The sequence below is a fragment of the Capsulimonas corticalis genome (assembly GCF_003574315.2).
In the GTDB taxonomy this organism is placed as follows: domain Bacteria; phylum Armatimonadota; class Armatimonadia; order Armatimonadales; family Capsulimonadaceae; genus Capsulimonas; species Capsulimonas corticalis.
Window position 1 is genome coordinate 7584911 of record NZ_AP025739.1, and the last position, 20017, is coordinate 7604927.

Annotated in this window: 13 protein-coding genes; 4 read left to right on the plus strand and 9 right to left on the minus strand. The window is 64.1% G+C overall.

Translation table 11 applies throughout. The annotated features are described in order from the left end of the window. Positions 1–4: 4 nt before the first annotated feature. The 7 genes from D5261_RS33085 to D5261_RS33115 all read right to left on the minus strand — a co-directional run bounded on the left by D5261_RS33085 (position 5) and on the right by D5261_RS33115 (position 13028). Positions 5–1801, minus strand: a complete 1797-nt coding sequence (locus D5261_RS33085; protein WP_119320281.1) for an ABC transporter ATP-binding protein — start codon at positions 1799–1801, stop codon at positions 5–7. A gap of 7 nt (positions 1802–1808) precedes the next feature. Then, positions 1809–2741 carry a glycosyltransferase family 2 protein gene (locus tag D5261_RS33090; protein WP_119319873.1) on the minus strand — a complete coding sequence of 311 codons (933 nt, stop codon included), beginning with the start codon at positions 2739–2741 and terminating at the stop codon, positions 1809–1811. Positions 2742–2749: 8 nt separating this feature from the next. Further along, entirely contained in the window at positions 2750–3277 is a 528-nt protein-coding gene (locus D5261_RS33095) for a dTDP-4-dehydrorhamnose 3,5-epimerase family protein (protein WP_165863966.1), read from the minus strand. 91 nt (positions 3278–3368) lie between these two features. Beyond that, positions 3369–4571: a DNA polymerase IV gene (gene dinB / locus D5261_RS33100; protein WP_119319875.1), complete on the minus strand. Its 1203-nt coding sequence runs from the start codon at positions 4569–4571 to the stop codon at positions 3369–3371. A gap of 303 nt (positions 4572–4874) precedes the next feature. Next, entirely contained in the window at positions 4875–7661 is a 2787-nt protein-coding gene (locus D5261_RS33105) for a family 78 glycoside hydrolase catalytic domain (protein WP_119319876.1), read from the minus strand. Between the two features lie 128 nt (positions 7662–7789). Next, complete coding sequence (locus D5261_RS33110) at positions 7790–9838, minus strand: DUF459 domain-containing protein (protein WP_119319877.1); 2049 nt, start codon at positions 9836–9838, stop codon at positions 7790–7792. A 64-nt stretch (positions 9839–9902) separates the two neighbouring features. Beyond that, positions 9903–13028, minus strand: a complete 3126-nt coding sequence (locus D5261_RS33115) for an alpha-mannosidase (RefSeq protein ID WP_119319878.1) — start codon at positions 13026–13028, stop codon at positions 9903–9905. 237 nt (positions 13029–13265) lie between these two features. On the opposite strand from D5261_RS33115, the gene D5261_RS33120 reads away from it, so the two are divergent. Further along, entirely contained in the window at positions 13266–14039 is a 774-nt protein-coding gene (locus tag D5261_RS33120; protein WP_165863967.1) for a phosphatase PAP2 family protein, read from the plus strand. Here the strand turns inward: D5261_RS33120 and D5261_RS33125 are convergent. Both D5261_RS33125 and D5261_RS33130 read right to left on the minus strand, forming a co-directional pair. Next, a complete protein-coding gene (locus D5261_RS33125) occupies positions 13925–14470 on the minus strand; it encodes a C40 family peptidase (RefSeq protein ID WP_125205811.1) in 546 nt (181 codons plus the stop codon). The genes D5261_RS33120 and D5261_RS33125 overlap by 115 nt on opposite strands. Next, positions 14467–15354, minus strand: coding sequence for a diacylglycerol/lipid kinase family protein (locus D5261_RS33130; RefSeq protein ID WP_165863968.1), 888 nt, complete (start codon positions 15352–15354; stop codon positions 14467–14469). The genes D5261_RS33125 and D5261_RS33130 overlap by 4 nt, the downstream gene beginning before the upstream one ends. A 336-nt stretch (positions 15355–15690) precedes the next feature. Between D5261_RS33130 and D5261_RS33135 the strand changes: the two genes are divergently transcribed. From D5261_RS33135 to D5261_RS33145, 3 genes are all read left to right on the plus strand, one after another. Continuing rightward, complete coding sequence (locus D5261_RS33135) at positions 15691–15843, plus strand: hypothetical protein (RefSeq protein ID WP_165863969.1); 153 nt, start codon at positions 15691–15693, stop codon at positions 15841–15843. Beyond that, complete coding sequence (locus tag D5261_RS33140) at positions 15840–16547, plus strand: YARHG domain-containing protein (protein WP_119319883.1); 708 nt, start codon at positions 15840–15842, stop codon at positions 16545–16547. The genes D5261_RS33135 and D5261_RS33140 overlap by 4 nt, the downstream gene beginning before the upstream one ends. A gap of 86 nt (positions 16548–16633) precedes the next feature. Then, positions 16634–20011, plus strand: coding sequence for a DEAD/DEAH box helicase (locus tag D5261_RS33145; RefSeq protein WP_218025502.1), 3378 nt, complete (start codon positions 16634–16636; stop codon positions 20009–20011). Positions 20012–20017 lie beyond the last annotated feature (6 nt).

The following is a 20017-nucleotide window of genomic DNA, read 5'->3' on the forward strand; positions in this document are numbered from 1 at the left end:
CGCTCTATCGCGCGGCCGCCGCGCCGTTCTCATATTGGGCCGCGAAGAGCTTCGCGTAGCGGCCGCCGGCGGCGAGAAGGGTGTCGTGCGTTCCGCGTTCGACGATCCGGCCGCTGTCCATCACGAGAATCTGGTCGGCGGCAAGGATGGTGGAGAGACGATGGGCGATGGCGATCGTCGTGCGGCCGCGCATGAGCGGCGTGAGGGCGGCGTGGATCGCCTGTTCCGAATGGGTGTCAAGCTCGGAGGTTGCTTCGTCGAGAACGAGTATCCGGGGGTTCTTGAGGATGGCCCGCGCGATGGCGATGCGCTGCTTCTCGCCGCCGGAAAGCTTGTAACCGCGCTCGCCGACGATTGTCTCGTAACGGTCCGGCAGGGTGAGGATGTGATCGTGGATCGCGGCGGCTTTGGCGGCTTCGGCGATCTGCTCGTCGGTGGCGTCAGGGTCGCCAAAGCGCAGGTTTTCGCGGATCGTGTCGTGCAGCAGGAAGGTTTCCTGGGTCACGAAGCCGATGGACGCGCCCAGCGAGGCGAGCGGGATATTGCGGACGTCGGCGCCATCAATTCGCACAGCCCCAGAGCTAACGTCGTACAAACGCGCGAGCAGATACGTCATGGTGCTCTTGCCGGCGCCGGAATGACCGACGAGGGCGATCAATTGGCCGGGCTGCGCGGAAAAGGACACATCGGCCAGCGTCGGCTTTTCCTGGCCGGCCTTGTAACGGAACGTAACGCCGTCGAACTCGACCGCGCCGACGATAGGCTGCGCGGCGCCATTGGCGATTTCGGGCGCGTCGGCGATCTCGGGCTTCAGGTCCAGATACTCGAAGATGCGGTCGAAAAGCGCGAGGGTGCTGGTCAGCTGCACCTGAATGTTCAGCAGAGCGGCGAGCGGAAAGAAGAGGCGCGACTGCAAGGCGGTGAAGGCGACGATGCCGCCCAGGCTGATCTCCCGCGCGCCGTGGCCGATCATCAGATATCCCGCCATCCAGTAGACCAGAATCGGCGTGAGCGAGAGTATGACTCCGATCCGGTCGTAGAAGTAGCGAGTCAGCAGCGATTGCTTGATCAGCAGCGTCGTCAGCGCGTCGTTTTCACGGTCGAACTTCTCCAGCGTCAGCCCCTGGCGCCCAGTCGTCTTCGTCAGCAAAATCCCCGAAACAGAGAGCATTTCCTGCGTCGCCGCCGTCAGCAAAGCCGTCTGCTCCTGAGCGTCTCGCTTGATCGTCCGGCCAATGCGGCCGACCTTCGCGGCGATCAGCGCGAATAACGGAAGCGTCCCCATGGAAAACAGCGTCAGCCGCCAATCCAGCGCCAGCATCGCGCCGACCGTCGATAGCACGATCGCCGTATGGGATAACACCGTCGTGGCCGTGTCGCTCACCACGCCCTGCACGCCGCCGACATCGCTGGAGATGCGCGACTGGATCTCCCCGGTTCGCGTCTCGGTAAAGAACCGCAGTGGCATCGCCTGCAAGTGCGCGAACAGCTTACGCCGCAGATCGCGCATGATCTTCTGACCGACCTGGATACTGACGTAGTTGTACAGCATCGTCACGCCCATGCCGGCGAGAACCGCCAGGATGGTGTACGCCGAGTACCGGGTCACGACGCTCATATTCCGCGGGAGGATTCCCTGATTGACGATCACCTTGAGAAACAGCGGCGGCAGCAGGCCGAGCGCGGCGGAGCAGGTGACGCCCGCAACGGTCAGCCAGATCTGGGGACGGTAGGAGGAGAATAAGCCGATCACACGCCGGAGCGTGCGCCGCGTGTCAAAAGCGCCGATGTCTTGGGTCATAAGGATACTATTGAGACGGTGAACCGAGACCGCGATCGCGGCGGGATCTCCGGCGGAACTGCTGCGCGCGCCACCGGGCGACATCGCTCAGCGGCCACCGGCTCCAGAGCGGCGACTGCCCCACGACGTGCTGCAGCGACAGCGCCAGGCGGCGCGCCGACACGCGCACGGGAACTCTGGGATCCCAATCTTCCGCCAGGCGAATCGCGATGCCCTGCATTACCTCGTCATACGCCGCTTTCGGGTCGGAACTCATCAAGGCGGCGAAGTGCGCCTGCGGATACCCTTCCGTGAGCGCATAGGCGCGCCACCACGCGGACGGCCATTTGAGGACGGACAGCGCGGGCAGATGCCGGACCTTCAATCCCGCCTTGTACGCGCGGCCGAGATATTCGACATCGATCGGCCGCGACAGCGACGCCGGATCGGCCCAGTAACCAATCACATCCACGATGGACCGGCGATGCAGCCAGCCCGAAGGCGGCGCGTTAAACGTCCCATACGCTTGCCCCTCCGGCGGTTTGCCGGCCACGCCGCGCACGCCTTCGGGCGCGAGCAGCGCCACAAGGCCATGCACAAAGTCGTCGCCGCTGCTTTCCAGCGCCTCCGTCATCCCCGAAAGGCGCCAGGGAAACCACAGGTCATCATGACCCAGATACGCAATATACCGCCCCCGCGCCCGGCGCAGCCCCTCGCTGTTCGGCCCGCTCTGCGACCCCGTGTTGACCGGCAGATTGATCCAGCGGATTCGGGGATCGCCGAACGACGCGACGACTTCGGCGGTGTCGTCCATACAGGCGTCCCCAATCACCAGCAGCTCAAAGTCCGCGCACGTTTGGCGCAGCACGCTTTCGATCGTCCAGCGCAGCGTCGCGCTGCGGTTATAAGTGGCGATAATCACGCTCACAAGCGGAGCCGGCGATGCGGTCGTGTCGATCATGGGGACGTTTACTGAGGACCAAGGTCGCCGAAATCATAGGGGATCAGATCGTTTTGAAACGGCAGGCGGAATTTGTCCGGATCGGCGTGATTGTAAGGCTTCGTCGGCAGGTTGATCATGATGGCGTCTTCGGAGCCGACATTCATCACTGCATGGTACACACCCTTGGGAATGACGATCAGCGCGGTGTTCCGTTCGCTGATCGTGATCTTATTGAGCATTCCATGCGTTGGAGAATCCTTGCGGTCGTCGTAAAACGCCCAGTGCAGCGTTCCCACGCAGTGATGGATCCGGTCATCCTGCTTGGCGTGCACGACCCACCCGCGTCCTTGCCCTCGATTGATCCGGACCTGATACGCGTAGACAAGCGGCTCAGGGTGCAAATTCCAAGCGGGGGAGTAAATCTCAACCAATTCGCCGCGCGGATCGACGATATGGGTTTCGGGCCGCACGATCAGGCCGACGATGCGGTCATCCACCAAACGTCCGTCAGGATAAACCGTCTGAGAAACTTTGACAGGCGCCGAGGCAGACATATCGGTAAGTCCTTCTGACATTGTATTGCGTTGAAGGATTATACACCACGCTCCGGGAGATTAGAACATTCTGAAGATCTGGAAAGCGGGATTACTCTTCACCGTTCGAAAACGGAGGCTCCAGCAGATCCTGCGCCCGGCGCAGCGCCGATTCGCCGAAGCGCTCCCGCAGCGCATTCAGCGTGGCGTCCACCTTCTTCGCCTTCGCCGCCTCCTCCGCCGGGCGCGTGTCCCAGAGATTGAGCTGCAGGGGAACTTCCAGGTTACCAACGCCCACGCCGAGCAGACGCACCGGGCGCCCTTCGGGCCAGATTTGATCGAGAAGTTTTAAGGCCAATGGGAGAATGACGGATTCCTGATCGGTGGGGTGGGGCACGGAGAACTGGCGCGTGAGCGTCGTGAAGTCGGACCAGCGGATCTTGAGCTTCACCGTCCCGCCGCAAACGCCGTCCTTCTTCAGATGCGCGCAAACCTGGCGGACCTGCGCGCGCAGCGTCTGCCGCAGCATGTCGCCGTCCGTAACATCCCTGGCGAACGTCGTCTCTTTGGACATCGACTTGGCGTCACGCTCGGTGACGATCGGACGGTCGTCGAGTCCCCGGGCATGCCGCGCCATGAAGTCGCCATGCTTGCCAAATCGCCGGCGCAGATCCGCCTCCGGCCAGCGGGCGATATCGCCGATCGTACGGACGCCCAGCTCCGCGAGCCGCTCGGATGTCCGCCCGCCGACGCCCCAAAGCGCATCCGCCGGCAAGGGATCGAGAAACGCGGCTTCCCCTCCCGGCGGCGCTTCGCAGATCGCCTGAGGCGACGCGCCCGTACCGACGCGCATCTTCCCCACATCCGTCGCGATCTTGGCGACGAGCTTATTCGTGGCGATTCCCAGCGAGCACGATAACCCCAGCTCATTCCGGATCTCATCCTGAAGGCGGCGCGCGATTTGTATCCCCGGCTCCCGCAGCGCCGAGACATCCATAAACGCCTCATCGATCGAGATCTGCTCCACAAGCGGCGTCACCCCACGCACGCGCGCCATCACCTCCGCGCTCGCCGCCCGGTACGCGGAGAAATCGCACGGCAGACAGAGCAGCCCCGGACACAGCCCCCGCGCCCGTCCCATCGGCATCGCCGACCGGACGCCATACCGCCGCGCCTCATATGAGCACGACGCCACCACCCCTCGCCCATCCGGCGATCCGCCGACCGCGAACGCCTTGCCGCGCAGACTGGGATCGCGCCGTTCTTCGACAGCGCAGTAGAATGCGTCGAGATCGAGATGGAGAATGGTTCGCATGCGATTCAAATACCCGATTTGCCCACGCGCGGCCTTCGCGTGTCCCCTCGTGCGCAAAGCTATCCCCGGCCTCCGGCCGCCCCTCCAGGGCAAACCCACCCCCGCGCTTCGCGCGACCCCTCCCGCCGACGGGAAGGGTGAGTAAGATTGCCACTTACGCAAGTCGCCTACGATAACACCCTCTGAAATAACCCTTCCCGTCGGCGGGAGGGGTCGCGCGAAGCGCGGGGGTGGGTTTGCCCTGGAGGGGCGGCCGGAGGCCGAGGGTAGGTTTGCCAAAGCGCCAGGATAGTCGGAAACAGATCACCTCGGCGCGCGCACGATCACCTCCACGCCTTCCGGCGCCTTGACTCTGATAACAAACGGAGCGCCGTTTGGGTTCTCCCATTGGACATGAATATCGCCAAACGGCGTCGGGACGCTGCCTCGGCACCAGGTCAGATCGGCGGGGTGCGGTTCGACCACAACGGAACGATAGCCTGGTGAAAGCGGGCGCACGCCGAGAACATAGGTGGACAGGAAGTAGGTGGGCGCGGCCGACCAGCCGTGGCAATGACTGCGGGTGAGGCGGCCGGTGCGGCCGGACCACATTTCCCAGAAGGTCGTCGCGCCCATGTCGATCATAAATCCCCAGTCGCGGCGGATGGTGTCGACGAAATCCTGCTCGCGCGCTTCCTGCTGGAATGACTCCAGCAGGAAGAATTCAAAGAACGGACTGCCGGCGCGGACGAAACCTTCGGGCGGCGCGTGGATGATTTCGCGGCAGCGTTCGCCGCGCCCGCCGGACGCGACGCCGGACATGAGGGCGACGGTTTGTGTCTGCTGGCTGTAGACTTTGCTGTGGGCGCCGTCCCGCAGGCAGTCCGTGTAGGCGGCGCGCTCGTCGTTCCAGAGGTGAGCATTCACGGCGTCGCTGAGGCTGTCCGCCATCTTGCGCCATACCGCGGCCCGCCCCGCGCCGCCCAGCCATTCGGACAGCTCGGCGGCGTCGCGCAGCGCGAGCACGGCCATGCAGTTCTGATGAGTCACGACGCCGATATTGGGCGTGTCCATCTCCGCCCAGTCGAAGAGGTTCCAGGAGTGGATATCGAACAGGCCATCGGCGTTAATGTACTGTAAAATGCCCTCAATATTGCGCGCCGCGAACTTCAAAAGACGCGCCGCGCCGTCCCGATCGCCGGTAAACAGCAGGTACTCGCGGCAGGAGCGCATCCAGAGGAAGCTCCAGGTGGGGATGATGTTCCGCCAGGCGCTGGGGACCTGCGCCTCGGTCAGCGGCGAGCGATCCAGGCTCTGTCCGACCTGCTCCAAACAGCGATACCAGAGGCGTGGATCGCCGTTGACGACCCAATCGACCAGCGCCTCATTGCGCGCGTCGCCGACCCAGTGGACCTGTTCGTAGCTCGGACAATCGGTGTAGGTATCCTCGGCGCAGGCGCGCAGAGTGTCCGCGCCGACCTGCCAGATCCGATCCAATTTGGCGTCCGACGACGCGAATGTCCCGCGCCGGCTCTGCGGATAGCTGCTGTAGATCGTCTGAAACCCCTTGATGCGCAGTGGCGAGGTTAGATTGCGCAGGATCAGATAGGTGTATTGAAAGCCGCGCCGCAGAAGCGTCCGATACGACTGCCGTCCCGCGCGGCAGATGTACCGAAAGCTGTTGTTCATCGTCTCGGCGAAGTTATATAATCCGTCCGGCTGGATGAACTCGAAGTTGTGCGTGTCGAGAATAGTTCCCTCGGCCGCAATGACTTCAAACTGATGCGCGCCGACGATCTCGCGGCCGAAGTCGAGCAGAATACGGATATCGCGGCCTTCGGGATCGGGCTGGATCGTCGTCCACTCGCTCCCCGACAGCAGGCCGTCCCGATGCTCGGTCCGAACTTCGCCGGCGCACACCTTGTCCGTATACGCCTGCACGAAGACGTTTACGCTGGGCAGGTGTTCGGGGCGCACTTCCTGGAAGTATGGCCGGTCCGTCAAACTCGCGACCTGCCCCATCTCCCAAACGCGCTCCCCTTCCTCGCACGTCGCTTCTTCAACCAGCGGCTCCGCGGAGATGATGCTGAGATCCATGAAGGTCTCGGACTTACGGCGGTCGGCGGCGGTCAGGCCGAAGGGGCCGACGACGGCCCATGGCGCGCCGCCGGCGTCGCCGCGCGCGCAGAAGCGCAGGCCCGCCGGCCCGTCGAAGCAGATCACATATTCCTGAATGTGGCTCGCGTGATGGAAGGACGTCAAGAGGTCGTTCCAGCCCGCCTTGAGGTTCGCGCGCCCGTCAGTGACCAGAACGCCGTTGACCTTGACCGGGCCGAACGCAAAGTGCGAAGGCGTCAGCGCGACGCCGCAGTCCTCGGGCGCCCAGATCTGAGTCGCCGCGAGAACATGGGCGTTGACGTGATTGGACGTGATGTCGCCGGGAACGAGATAGGGCTTGACGTGGATCGTTGCCCGGTGCGGGATCGACTGGACGGTCTCCAGGCTGACGATCCGCTGCGGCAGGACTGGTTCTTCGGTCAGGAAGGGAATGGCGCGATCTTGGAAGTTCTGATGCGGTCCCGCGAGCGCTCCGCGCAAGGAAATGGCGCGGGGCCAATCGCGATCGTCGTAATCGGCCGCCGTCCAATCGTCGCTGAGCCGAGCGTCGTACTGCTCCTCAAAGCCCTGCTGAACGCTGATGCGGGGGGCGGCGCTGACGAACGCGCGGTCGGGGCTCGCGCGCCAGGCGGTGTCGGAGACAATCGTCTCACCGTCCAGCTCCAGCTGGGCAAGCAGCCCCGGCGGGGACGGGAGATATTGAAAATTGCCTTCCCCATAGTGCTGGACGCGCACGGCGAGGGTGTTGTCGCCCGCCCGGAGATAAGGGGTCAGATCGTAGGAATCGTACCGCCAGTAGCCGGGCCAGGCGCGCACCGGCCCCTGCCCCACCCGCTCGCCGTTCACAAATAAGACATAACGGGCGTCGGCCGTCAGAAACAGCGCCGCCGCGCCGCCCTGATAAGCGAAGGTTCGCCGGAAGCGAACAAAGGCGTTTCGTTTCGGGAGCGCCTCGCCGGACCAGATCCAATCCCCTTGCCATCGAATCGCCATGATCGCTTGCTCCCGAAGATTCTGTTAGCTCTGAGGAATTATAGCACACTCCATCCAAAAGCAAACCAAAAACGGCCGCGCAGTATGCGCGGCCGTTTCGGGAGATTGACGACAGATTTGAGACAATATTAGAAATAGAGGGTGAAGCCCGCCGTCCCCGCCGGCGGCTCCTGCCCTGTAACCGCCTTGTAGACCGCGCCCGCGATCAGCCGGGCGCCGGCGGCGTTGGGATGCACGTTGTCCGGGATGAGATCGTCGTGGCCGCTGAGCGCCGCGTGGATATCCACCTCCGTCGCGGCCTCCCGCGCGGCGATGGCGTCGATCATCGGGATCTCTTCCTGGACGCCCGCTTCGTTGATGCCGTAGTTTCCGGTTTTCGGGACGGGAACGGGGCGGCATAGGAAGATCTTCGGCTTGGTCGGAAGGGCGGCGAACAGGCGCACCATCTCCGTATAGTTCGCGGAATACTCGTCCTTGTACTTCCAGTTCTGCGACTTGGTGTCGTTGGTCCCGAGCATGATCACGACGATGTTCGGCTGGGAATCCATCGCCGCCTTGTAGGCGCCCTGATTCCAATAGGGCGAATCGCCCTTTTTCAGCATCGTCGTTCCGCTGACGCCGAAGTTATAGACCCGGTAGCGGTCTCCCAGCATCCGGCCAAGAACGGCGGGATAGCTGTTGACGGCGGGGTTATCGATATTCGCGCCCCAGGTGATGCTGTCGCCGACACAGGCGACGCGGATCGGCTGGCGCATCGCGTCGATCTGCGGCGTCAGCGCCTGCGCCGCCGTTTCAGCGGCGTCGACGCTGTCGGCGCGCACGGTCTCGCCGCGCGTGTATCCAACGTAAGCGAGCCATCCGGCGGAGCGCCTCTCGCGCTGGCGCCGGACCAGGTCGTAGAGCGGATCCGCCTCCATCGCCTGGACGTCCGAAGCCAGGGCGGAGTGGGTCATATCCATTTTGACCGGGACGCCCAGGGCGGTCAGAACCACGTTCGCCATGGCGAGATGCCCGGCGGCGTCGGGATGGATGCCGTCGGCGGTGTCCCGAAAGTTTGGATCGGAAATGCGCTCGTTCTTTCGGTATTCCGCCAGCGGCGTATGCAGATCGATCACCCGCATGCCCGGCTCGTGCAGCCCCATCTCCCAGGCGGCGTACTGAGCGAGCACGTCGTCATAACCTTCGTAGGGATCCGAAAAGCTGAAGTCGGCGGCGTCGGCCTTCTCCAGATTGCCGGCGACCTTCGCGTCAAACGGCGGGGGAGTGAGCAGAACCAGCTGCGCGCCGGACGCGCGCACGGCGTCGATCAGCGTCCGCACGCCCTTTTGGAAGGCGGCGAAGCGTTCGGGGCTTTGCGGATGATAAATCCCGTCGTTCATGCCGTAGCACGCCACCACGACCGAAGGCTTGACCTTGTCCAGCGCGCGCTTCAGGCGCTCATGGATGTCCGGACGCGGGAACGGGTGGCGCTTCTCCGTCAGTCCCGACGTCGTCTCACTCGCCAGACCAATGCTCACGATATCGAACGTCTGCCTTGGGTAGCGCTTCTCCAGAGCGTACTGAATGTCCGTGACATACTTGCCGTCCTGGGTGATGCTGTCCCCGAGCCAGAGCACGCGCTTACCGGCCAGGGTCAGCGGCGAAAGCGCCGCCGCGTCCGCCGGGGCGCTCAGCTTCTTTTGTTTGGCGAGCCGAAGCGTCAGAGATCGCACATTCATGATATATGGGTGAGGCGCCTTCGACGCCGTCATCACGACATCCACGTCGCCCGCTCGGGCGATCTGCACGTCGCCGGCGGTGACGGTCTGGTAGGTCGTCCAGTCCCCCGTCGCCGGCGGCGTCGTTTCCACGGATTGATCGCCGACACTGATGCGCAAAGCCGCGCCGTCATTTCCGGTCGGCTGCGCGTACTCCAGCTCCACATGGTAGACGCCGGGCTTGGGAATCTGCGCCGTCCAGCGGATCAACGCATGCGGATCGGTCCAGCCGCCGATATCGTCGCCGCCCGCCTTGCGCTCCACAAACGCCCCGCCTCCCGTCTCCAGCGTCGCGCTGTCCAGGATCTGCGCGGCGCCGGCCGGAAGCGCGACCGTCGTAGGCTTCGCCGCGCCGGCCAGCGCGGCAAACATTGGGGCCGCCAGCGCGGCGGCGAGGATCATCGTTGATTTGATTGCCATAGTGTCTCGATTTTATCTCATAGATGCGAAAAATCGTCGATTACGAACGCAAGACGATCGGCATTCAGACAGTCACCTTCAGCGTTTTAATTTCAAACGCCTTCAAGTACAGCGAAACGCCGCCCTCCGACACTTCCAGCGCGGTTGGATCTTCCTCCAGCAAGTTGGTCTCGCTGACGGAGGTCACGGGAACGCCGAACTTCACCACGGCGTGCGTTCCCGTGCGTCCGGCTTCGTAGAGGCGCAGGATGAAGCCGCCGCCGTCTTCGGCCCACTTCACGGACTCGATGATGACGTTCTGGGCGTCCACGCTCGCCAGGCTGAACGACGCGCCCGCCTGGGACGAGAGCGTGGCGGATGGCGGGAGGTTGAACTCATACGCGGGGCGCACAACGTTTTCGATGCTGAAGCCGCCGGCGTGCGGCAGCAGGGCGTAGGCGAAGCGGTGGCGGCCTTCGTCGCCGCGCGGATCGGGGTGGCGGCCGGACTTGATCAGGCTGAGGCGATATTCGCCGTCCTTGATCGTGCAGGCGTACTTGCAGTCGTTCAGGAAGGTGACGCCGAAGCCGTTCTCGCTGATGTCGGTCCACTTGTGCGCGCAGACGTCGAACTGGGCGCGGTCCCAGGTGGTGTTGTCGTGAGCGCTGCGGGTCACGTGGCCGAACTGGATCTCATGGCGCGCGGTGTCCGCATGGATATCCAGCGCGAAGCCGACCTTCAGGAACTGATACTTCTCTTTCCAGTCGACGGCGGTGTCGAAGTCCACGCGCGCGGTCGTCGCATGGAAGACGATATCCTGGGTCAACCAGGATTGTCCGCCGATCTGGTGCTTCTGACGGATGCGCAATTGCAGCGGGCCTTCGGCGATCACCGCGCGCTCCACCAGATCGGTCTGCGGCGCGAGCTTGAGCCGCTGATCGCGGTCGATGTCCCAGTTATCCCAGGCCTGCGGCACATCCTCGCCCATTAAGAAGGCGTTGAATGCGCCGCCCTTCGTGACCAGTTCACGCCGAGACGCCACGTCATAGAACGAAACGATCCGGCCGTAGTCGTCAAATCGTACTTTGGCGAACGGCGTCTCCACGGCGTCCTCGGTGACGACAAACGGCGCGCTGGCCGGAGGCGCGGCCAGCGGCGCGAGCGATGCGACCTGGTAGCCAAGACTCGGCAGATGCAGACCGGTCACCGCGAGCTTCGACACACCGTCGAGGTCCTCGAACTCCTGCCCGACCAGTCCCTCCACGTCAGGCTGCGCGCCTGTGGGAAGGCCCGTCAGCTCGATCTCGCCGCCGCGCTCCCAGCTCAGGCTATTTGTCAGGAGAACTCCGTCTCCCGTACCCTGCGCCAGCGTCTCCAAAGCGCGCCGTCCCAGCGCCTGCGTCTCGGTCAGACATTCGGCGAACAAGGTGATCGCTTCGTCGTTGACGCGGGCGATCGACGATCCGGGCAGGATATCGTGGAACTGGTTAAGCAGGACTTTCTTCCACTGGGCGAGCAGTTCAGACGCCGGATAGGCCGCGCCGTACTTCAATGCGGCGATCGTGGCGGCAAGCTCGGCGTCGCGCAGGGCGAACTCGCACTTGCGGTTGCCGCGCTTGATCGGGGCGATCGATGTCAGAGTGCCGCGATGCAGCTCTAAGTAGAGCTCGCCGGTCCAGGTCGGCAGGTTGGAGATTTCATCGCGCACGCCGGTCATGAACTCGCTGATCGATTGATACTCGGCGCGCGGACTGCCTTCCAGATCTTGAGAAAGACGCCCCATCTCGATCATCTCGGCCATCGGGCCGCCGCCGCCGTCGCCGTAGCCAAAGGTCAGAAGCCGCCGGTCCTGGACGTCATTGTGCTGCACTTCCTTCCAGGCGCGGATCAGCGTCTCTGGATCGGGCCAGCAGTGGATCAAGTTAAAGTGGGAAAGGACGGAGCTGCCGTCCATGCCCTTCCAGACAAAGGTGTCGTAGGGGAAATGGTTGGTGTCGTTCCAGCCGAGCTTCGTGGTGCAGAAGAACTCGACGCCGCTGCCGCGCAGGATCTGCGGGAGGGCGGCGGAGTAGCCGAAGACATCGGGCTGCCAGAGCGTGTCGGAGGTGACGCCGAACATCTCGCGCGTCGCCCGCTGCCCGACGAGGCACTGGCGCACGAACGATTCCCCCGACGGAATGTTGCAGTCGGGCTCGATCCACATCGCGCCGTTGATCTCCCAGCGCCCCTCCTTCACGCGCTGCTGGATGCGTGAGAAGATCTCGGGATACAGCTCGCGGACCACATCGGCGTGATAGGCGGCGCTCGATGTAAATTTAAAGTCGGGGTACTGATCCATCAAACTCAGGATCGAGGAGAAGGTGCGCGCGAGCTTGCGGTGCGTCTCGGCGATCGGCCAGAGCCAGGCGGTGTCGATGTGCGAGTGGCCGATGATGCCGAACTTCGGCGTGGTCGGCCCGTTCTTCATCTCCAGCAACGGGCGCATCACGCGGCGCGCTTCGGCGAGGCCGGCGCGCCAGACATCTTCCTCCACCACTTCCGGCTTGGCGTAGACGGCGGTGAAGACCTGCTGCATCGCCGCCAGGATCTTCCCTCGGCGCAGGCTGCTCTCGTCCAGCGCTTCGGAAAGCTGACGCAATGCGCGCAGCTCGAAGAGAAACGCGCTGACATCGGCGCGCTCGGTCACCAGCTCGACCTTGTCGAACGTGCGCGCGCCCTTGCCGATCGCGATGCCGCTGTCCTGCGGCGCGCCTCCCGCCACCACCAGGGGTTCATCAAAGGGCTGTGTTCCGGGGAACGTATGCCCCGAATAGGCTTCCAAGTGGATCTCGTGGACGGCGCCGCCAACCGCCTGAAGCGCGAGAAGGCGCACGGGATGGTTGACGTCGAAAACGCCCCGGTGCGTCCCGTCGATCAGCAGCATGCACTCACCCGCGCCCGTCGCCGCGCGCAGAAAGACGGGCTGACCGTCCAGCGCGATCGGGACCTCAACATTTCCCCTCAGCCACGCCGTCATCCAGCTATCGCCCCAGCGATCTCCGGCGGTCACCTTGCGCCACTCCAAACCGGCCTTCGCCGGCGGAACGCCGCGGTAATGCTCCAGCGTCTCCGCCAGCTCCATCTCCAGAGGAGCCACGACGGAGTAGCGCAGGGCGGCGTATGTTGTTTCGAGAATCGCGATCTTCTTAGGGATCTTTGCATCCAAAAGCATGAGGGGTTAACTTTCTGACGCCAGCCGAGGGGCGCTCCGGGAATGGTCTTCCTCACCGGCGCGGCCTTTGCGCTGCGTGTGTGGTTCACTTAACTGGCTCTGATTTTACCCCGTACGTGGGTATAAACATGTATGCACGGTTCTTTCACACGAAAAACTATAGGGTATGAAGGTCAAGATTCGTCCAACAGACGGCCGTTTAGATCAAAATCAGCCGCTCGGAACCATGCTCATCACATGAGCACAGTAAAACGGCGCCTCACGGCCGGCCTCATCGTGTGTCTCTTTGCCCTAGTGGTTTTCGTATGGGACTGGAGTCAGGTTCACAATTTCCATGCGGGACCGACTCCGTTCGACCGCGCCGCGATCGATTGGATCCATCAGCGCCAGGCGCCGTGGCTGACGGATCTGTCGCTGGTTCTCGCGGGCGTCGGCTCGACGGGAATGATGATCGCGATCTCGATTTTGGGAGTCATCATCGGCGCGCGCCGGGCGCGGCTGCGGGATATGGCGTGGACGATGCCGATCGCGGCGAGCGGGGCCGGGATCCTTATTCTGACGGCGAAGGCGTGTTTTCACCGAGCGCGGCCGACCCTCTTCGTCCCCCTCATGCACGCGACCGGGTATTCGTTTCCGTCGGGGCACTCGCTTTTCTCGATGTCCGTGTATGGGCTGCTGGGTTACTTCGCGGGGACGCTGACGCGCGATAAGACGGATCGTCGATTGATCCATGCGACGACCATCGCCCTGATCGTGATGGTCGGCCTCTCGCGCGTCTATTTGGGCGTTCACTATCCGACGGATGTGATCGCGGGCTGGTCGGCGGGGCTGCCCTGGCTGGTTGTCTGCATCGTGATTCGGGAGGCGCTTGGGCGCCGCCTCCACAAACCCAGCGCTCAGGTGTTGGAAACGGGCCGGCGCTCGGCTTCTTCCTTGGGAAGAAAGCGCGCGAAGTCCTTGGGCTCGATGTCGTCCAGATCGCGGTCCGGGAAGAGACGCACGCCGGCGTGATAAAACGCCGTAGCGGCCAATTCTCCGCACGAATATTTGCCCGACGGCACGATGTTGAGCTGGATCTTCACGAAGATATGCTCCAGCAGCACGTGGACCATGTTCCAGCGATCGAAGTTCGCGCCGATCTGAGTCTCCGCCCACGCCAGCGCCTCCGCGCCTTTGCCGTGCGGCGCGGGCGCGACCACATAGCCGCCCTTGCGATCCGCGAGACTGTTCCGGCCCACGCCCTTTGGACGAGCCTCCAGCACATGGCCGTCGCCCGCATAGATCCCCACATGATAGTACCGCGACAGCGTGAACAGCTTGATCACATAGTCGAGCAGCCGGTGCGGCCGCACGAACAGCAGGAGATCGCCCGGCTTCGCCGGCGGCGGCGCGCTCGCGCCGGAAGCCGGATATTGGATAAATAAGAGGGATGGAGTGCTCATAGTTCCTGATCAACCAATACTTGCAGCGCGCCCGGCTGCACGGTCACGGTCTGGGGGGTGACGCCGATAATCTGATCGTCGGCGTGGACATTCATCGGACGGCGCGCCTCGATCCGGATTTCCTTGGCGCGCAGCACCTCGACCTTCGGCAGCCCCAGATGCATCTGGGCGCGCACCGCGCGTAAGTACGCCGGCAGCTCCCGGCGGCGCACATCCCGGAAAACGACAATGTCCAGAAGTCCGTCGTCGACATCGGCCTTGGGCGCGACCGGCGCGGCCTGCGCGATCCGATAGGTGTTGCAGACCTCGCAGAGCGTGATCCGGCCTGAGTGCGCCTCGCCGTCGAGAATCAATTGGATGTCCTGCGCCCGAAAGGCCAGGGAAAGGCGCGTCAGCGCGTAGAGACCGCGCAGAAAGTTCTTGTTGCTGCCGCGCCCGTACAGCGCCAGCGATTCCGCGAACAGGCCGACGCCCGCCGACTCGGTGAAGTATCGATCGCCGATCTTTCCCAGATCCACCGCCTTCGGCGTCCCGTCTTTGAGCGTGCGCAGCGCCGCCGGCAGGTTATGGTGCAGGCGCAGGGCGCTCGCGAAGTTGTTGAAGGTCCCTTGAGACAGAATCCCCAGCGCCGTCTGCGTGTGCGCCAGTTCCTGCACCGCAAGCCCCACGGTCCCGTCGCCGCCGGCGATCGCCGCCTTTGGCGCCTTCGCCGCAATCAGCTTTCTCAGCTCGCTTTGAAAATCTTCCTTCGATTGTGTCCGAATGACCTGAATATCCAGACCGATCTCCGCCGCCATGTTTTGTAACTGCTGCTCGCCGGATTCGGCGTGCATCGCGCCGGCGCGCGTATTCATCAGTATCGGAATCGGGTCGCCTTGAGACATTGGGACATCCTCCATGATGCGAATCTGTCGTCGGCGTCAATGCTGTGGAATCCTTCCCGAAATCAGGCAGGCTTAATCAGTGTTGTTTGGCCGGCGCAAAATATTTTGCGCCGGCCTTTCCGGGTTGCCGCTCAGACGCGGAGTACCGTTCCATATCAACATTCCGCTGCACGAGAGGCGCAAAGACAGAACCATGACATGCACACAATGCGAACGCGAAATCGTCCCCCATTTCTCACATGCCCCCACTGCTCCCCGCCTCCGGCGTCGGAGATATCCCTAAAGCGCGCCCCAAACGCCAAAGCGGCGTTCAAGCCGAATTTCGGCGATCAAATCATGCAAGTGCTGACTCTCGGCGCCTTCGTCACCTATCATAGTTTAGGGACCATCGTCGGGATATTCTATTGTCTCGTTGTGCTCGGTTATTTGATGGACGCCGCCGTTTGGTGCGCGCGGCGGGTCGCGCGTCTGGGAAAGGCAAAATCATGAGCGATTTTTGGACACTGCACGGCAAGGTATTCATGCAGGAGCCGCAGATTTTGGCGGTCATTCTCATCTGGGGCGTCTGGTATATGACGTACAAGCGGCGCGCGGCCCTTCACGAAATCGATCCCAGACGACGCCATGAGCACCGCAAGAGGGTTGTGATCGGCGGCCTGGCGACGCTTTGGGGATTTGTCGCGCTGCCGGGAATTACGGCGGACTACGAAGCCCAGCAGGTGCGCCAGCAATTGCCGGAAAACGAGAGCGCTCCCGTAGCGACCGGCCCGGTGATTGCGCCGCTTCCCGACCAGATCGGTGTGGAGACGGTTTATGACACCAACGATTGGTTTTTGGCGTCGCTTCTCGGCAGCATGAACAGCAATGCCGACGAAGCCGGCGCGTTGATAACGCGTTTCACAGGGCTTAAGGACGGTATGTCCGTGGAATCGGTCGACCTCACGAACATTACAAAGCAGGAACAGGAAAAGCACGATGATACGATGTCGATACTGGACCTCATGCGCTGCGTCCCTTACGCCGCGCATGGCTACCGATTTCAGCGCACGCTGGTCAATCAGTTCTTCCTGAAGTTCGATTGGTATCACCCCAAGATCGACGATGCGGCCGCCGTGGAGGCAAAATTTACGCCTGCGGAGCGTAAGAATATACAAATGATCGCCGACTTTGAACGCCGCCATTGGACGCCGTAAATTACGCTCGGGAGGACGAAACCTGGCGAATATGCTCGTTTTCCGTGGTTCCGGGCTGAGTCCGGGTACACTGAAGGGAACATATTATGCCTAAGAAAAACGATTACAACTCAAAAAGCAGCGGATCCGGCGCCAAAGGCGCTCACCGCAAGGGGCCGTCGCGCCCCGACGCCGCCGCCCCGGCTCCCAAATCCAAGCCCTGGAAGGACGGTCCCTGGGTCAATGGCGGAAGCGCGGACGCGCCCGCGCCGCGCCGCCCGGACTCTGCCGGCGGACGTCCTCCGTATCAAGGCCGATCGGACGGACAAGGCCCCGGCGACGGGCGTCCCTCCACCGGCGGCCGGCCCGGCGCGCCCGGCGGCAAGCCATCTTTCGGCCAGGACCGCCCCTCAGGGCGGCCTCCGTTTGGACAAGGACGTCCCGACGGCCCCGGCGGACGCCCACCCTATCAGGGTCGCCCCGACGGTCCCGGCGGACGACCGCCTTACGGACAGGGCAGACCGGACGGCCCCGGCGGGCGACCGCCGTATCAGGGCCGGACGGACGGACCGGGCGGACGCCCGCCGTACCAGGGCCGCCCCGATGGACCAAGCCGGCCGCCGTATGGACAGGGACGCCCGGAAGGCGGACGGCCGTCTTATGGGCAGGATCGACCGTCCTACGGCCAGGACCGGCCTGCGGGCCGTCCTCCCTTCGGACAGGGACGACCGGAAGGCGCCGGCGGACGACCTCCGTACCAGGGCCGCAACGATGGCCCCGGCGGGCGACCGCCCTATCAGGGTCGGCCGGACGGACCGGGCGGACGCCCGCCGTACCAGGGCCGCCCCGACGGACCGAGTCGGCCGCCTTACGGTCAGGGTCGCCCCGAGGGTGCGGGCGGACGTCCTTCGTACGGCCAGGATCGGCCCTCGTATGGTCAAGACCGGCCAGGAGGACGACCACCCTTCGGACAGGGCCGGCCGGACAGCTCCGCCGGCCGCAGCGCATACGGACAGAACGAGCGTCCGGATGTGCGGCCGTCAAAGCTGATGCCCGGGAAACCGATGTCTCCCAAGCCAAGCGCTCCGAAAGCCGACACGGAATCGACCGCCGCCGCGCCGAGCGCGCCGAAGCGCACGATTGTCGTTCCGGCCGTTCGCGAACCGCTGACGATCGAGCAGATGCGCACTCCCGAGCGCTCTCCGGCGCGCAAGAAAGTCATCGTCGTGATGTCCGGCGCCAAGCGCACCACGCGCCCAGCCGCCGACCGCGTAGCCGACGAGACGAACGCTGATGAAGAATCGACAGTGATGCACGCCCCGACGTCGGACGACGCCGGCTATGAGTTTTCGGAGACGACGGACAACGAGCTCGAAGCCGGCGACGCCGATGAGCTCTTTGAATCCGCATCGTCCGAAGAGTTCGAACCTACGGACGACGGGTCCCTCGTCAGCGATGTAGAACTCGCCGCTGAAGAAGAGGAGATTGAGGAGGAAGCGCTGACCTTCGACGCTCCCGAATCGCAAGAGCCGGAGACAGTCGCCGAAGCGCCTCACTCGGACGAGCAGGCGCCGGCTGTCGAGGCGTCCGCCTCCGACGAATCGGCGAGTGCGCCGGAAGCCGTTGAGGAGCCGAAGCCTTCTCCCAAAAAGACGCCGCCCGCGCCGAAGGCCGTTCCAATCGCGTCTGAGCCCGTGGATCGCACGCCGCCCGCCGTCAAAGCGCTGAAGGCAAAGAAAGCGGCGCCCGCCGCCGACGCCGTCGCTGTGGCGGCTCCCGTGGACGCATCCGCCGACGACGCCGAGCCGATCAAATTCTCGGACCTCGGCCTTTCGGAGCAAGTGCTGAAGGCGATCTCCGACCTGGGCTTCGAAGCGCCGACGGCGATTCAGGCGGGCGCGATTCCGCCGCTGCTTGCCGGGCGCGACTTGATCGGACAGGCGCAGACGGGCACGGGCAAGACCGCCGCGTTCGCGCTGCCGCTGGTCCAGATGGTCGATCCTAAGTCGAACGCGATCCAGGCGATCATTCTGGAGCCGACGCGCGAACTGGCGATCCAGGTTGCCGACGGCATCCATAAGTTCGCCAAATACGCCGGCCTGAGCGTCGTCCCCGTGTACGGCGGGCAGCCGCTCGACCGCCAGTTCCGCGCCCTGCGCGCCGGCGCGCACATCGTCGTCGGAACGCCCGGCCGCGTGCTCGACCACCTCCGGCGCGGCTCGATCGCGCTCGATCAAGTCCGCTTCTGCGTGCTGGACGAAGCCGATGAGATGCTGGCGCTGGGCTTCCTAGAGGAAGTCGAGACGATCCTGGCCGAACTGCCCGAAGAGCGCCAGACGGCGTTCTTCTCCGCCACCATGGCGCCGCGCGTGATGGCGCTGACGCAGCAGTTTTTAAAGAACCCGCAGCGCGTCAAGATCGAGTCCAAGCGCCGCACCGTGGACACCACGCGCCAGACCTACTACGAAGTGCCGCAGGGCCGCAAGCTCGAAGCGCTCGGCCGCGTGCTGGACATGGAGACGCCCGGCCCGACCATCGTCTTCTGCCGCACCCGACAGCAGTGCAACGAACTCGCGGAATCCCTGCGCCTGCGTGGGTATCTCGCCGAGCCGCTGCACGGCGAAATGGGACAGCCGGAGCGTGACCGCGTTATGAAGCGGTTCCGTGAAGGTCTCGCCGACATGCTGATCGCCACCGATGTCGCCGCGCGCGGCCTGGACATCGAGACGGTCACGCACGTCATCAACTACGAGCTGCCCTGGGACATCGAGCAGTACATCCACCGCATCGGCCGCACGGGCCGCGCGGGACGCTCCGGCGACGCCATCACCCTTGTCGAAGGCCGCGAACGTCGCCAGCTGCAAGCCATCGAGAAGATGATCGGCACGCAGATCAAACCCGTCCGCATCCCAAGCGCCGCGGATATCACCGCCCGCCGCCGCGAAGCGCTGGCCGAATCCCTGCGCGAAACCCTGACGAGCGGCGAGTTCGACGGCCATATGGCGACGGTCGAGTCGCTGACCTCGGAGTACGACGCGAGCGAAATCGCCGCCGCCGCCCTTTATCTGCTTTGGAAAGACCGCCACAGCGCGCCGCCGGACACCGCCGAGGAACTCGCGGCGGACTCCGAGCAGCCCGAAGCCGGCATGGTGCGATTGTTCGTCAGCCTCGGCCGGCAGGACAACCTGCGACCCGGCGATCTCGTGGGCGCCATCACCAACGAAGCCGGCCTCACCGGCCGCCAGATCGGCGCGATCGACATCATGGACCGCACCTCCTTCGTGGAAGTCCCGGCCAACTTCGTCCCCAAAGTCATCGCGGCCCTCAACGCCACCACCCTGCGCGGCAAAAACGTCAGCGCCGGCGTCGCCCACCCCGACGAAAACCCGCGCGGCAATAACCGCCCCGGCTCTGGCGGCAACCGCCCCAGCTTCGGCGGACGCGGGCCGGGCGGCGGCGGCTTCAATAAGTTCAACAAGCGGTAGAGATAC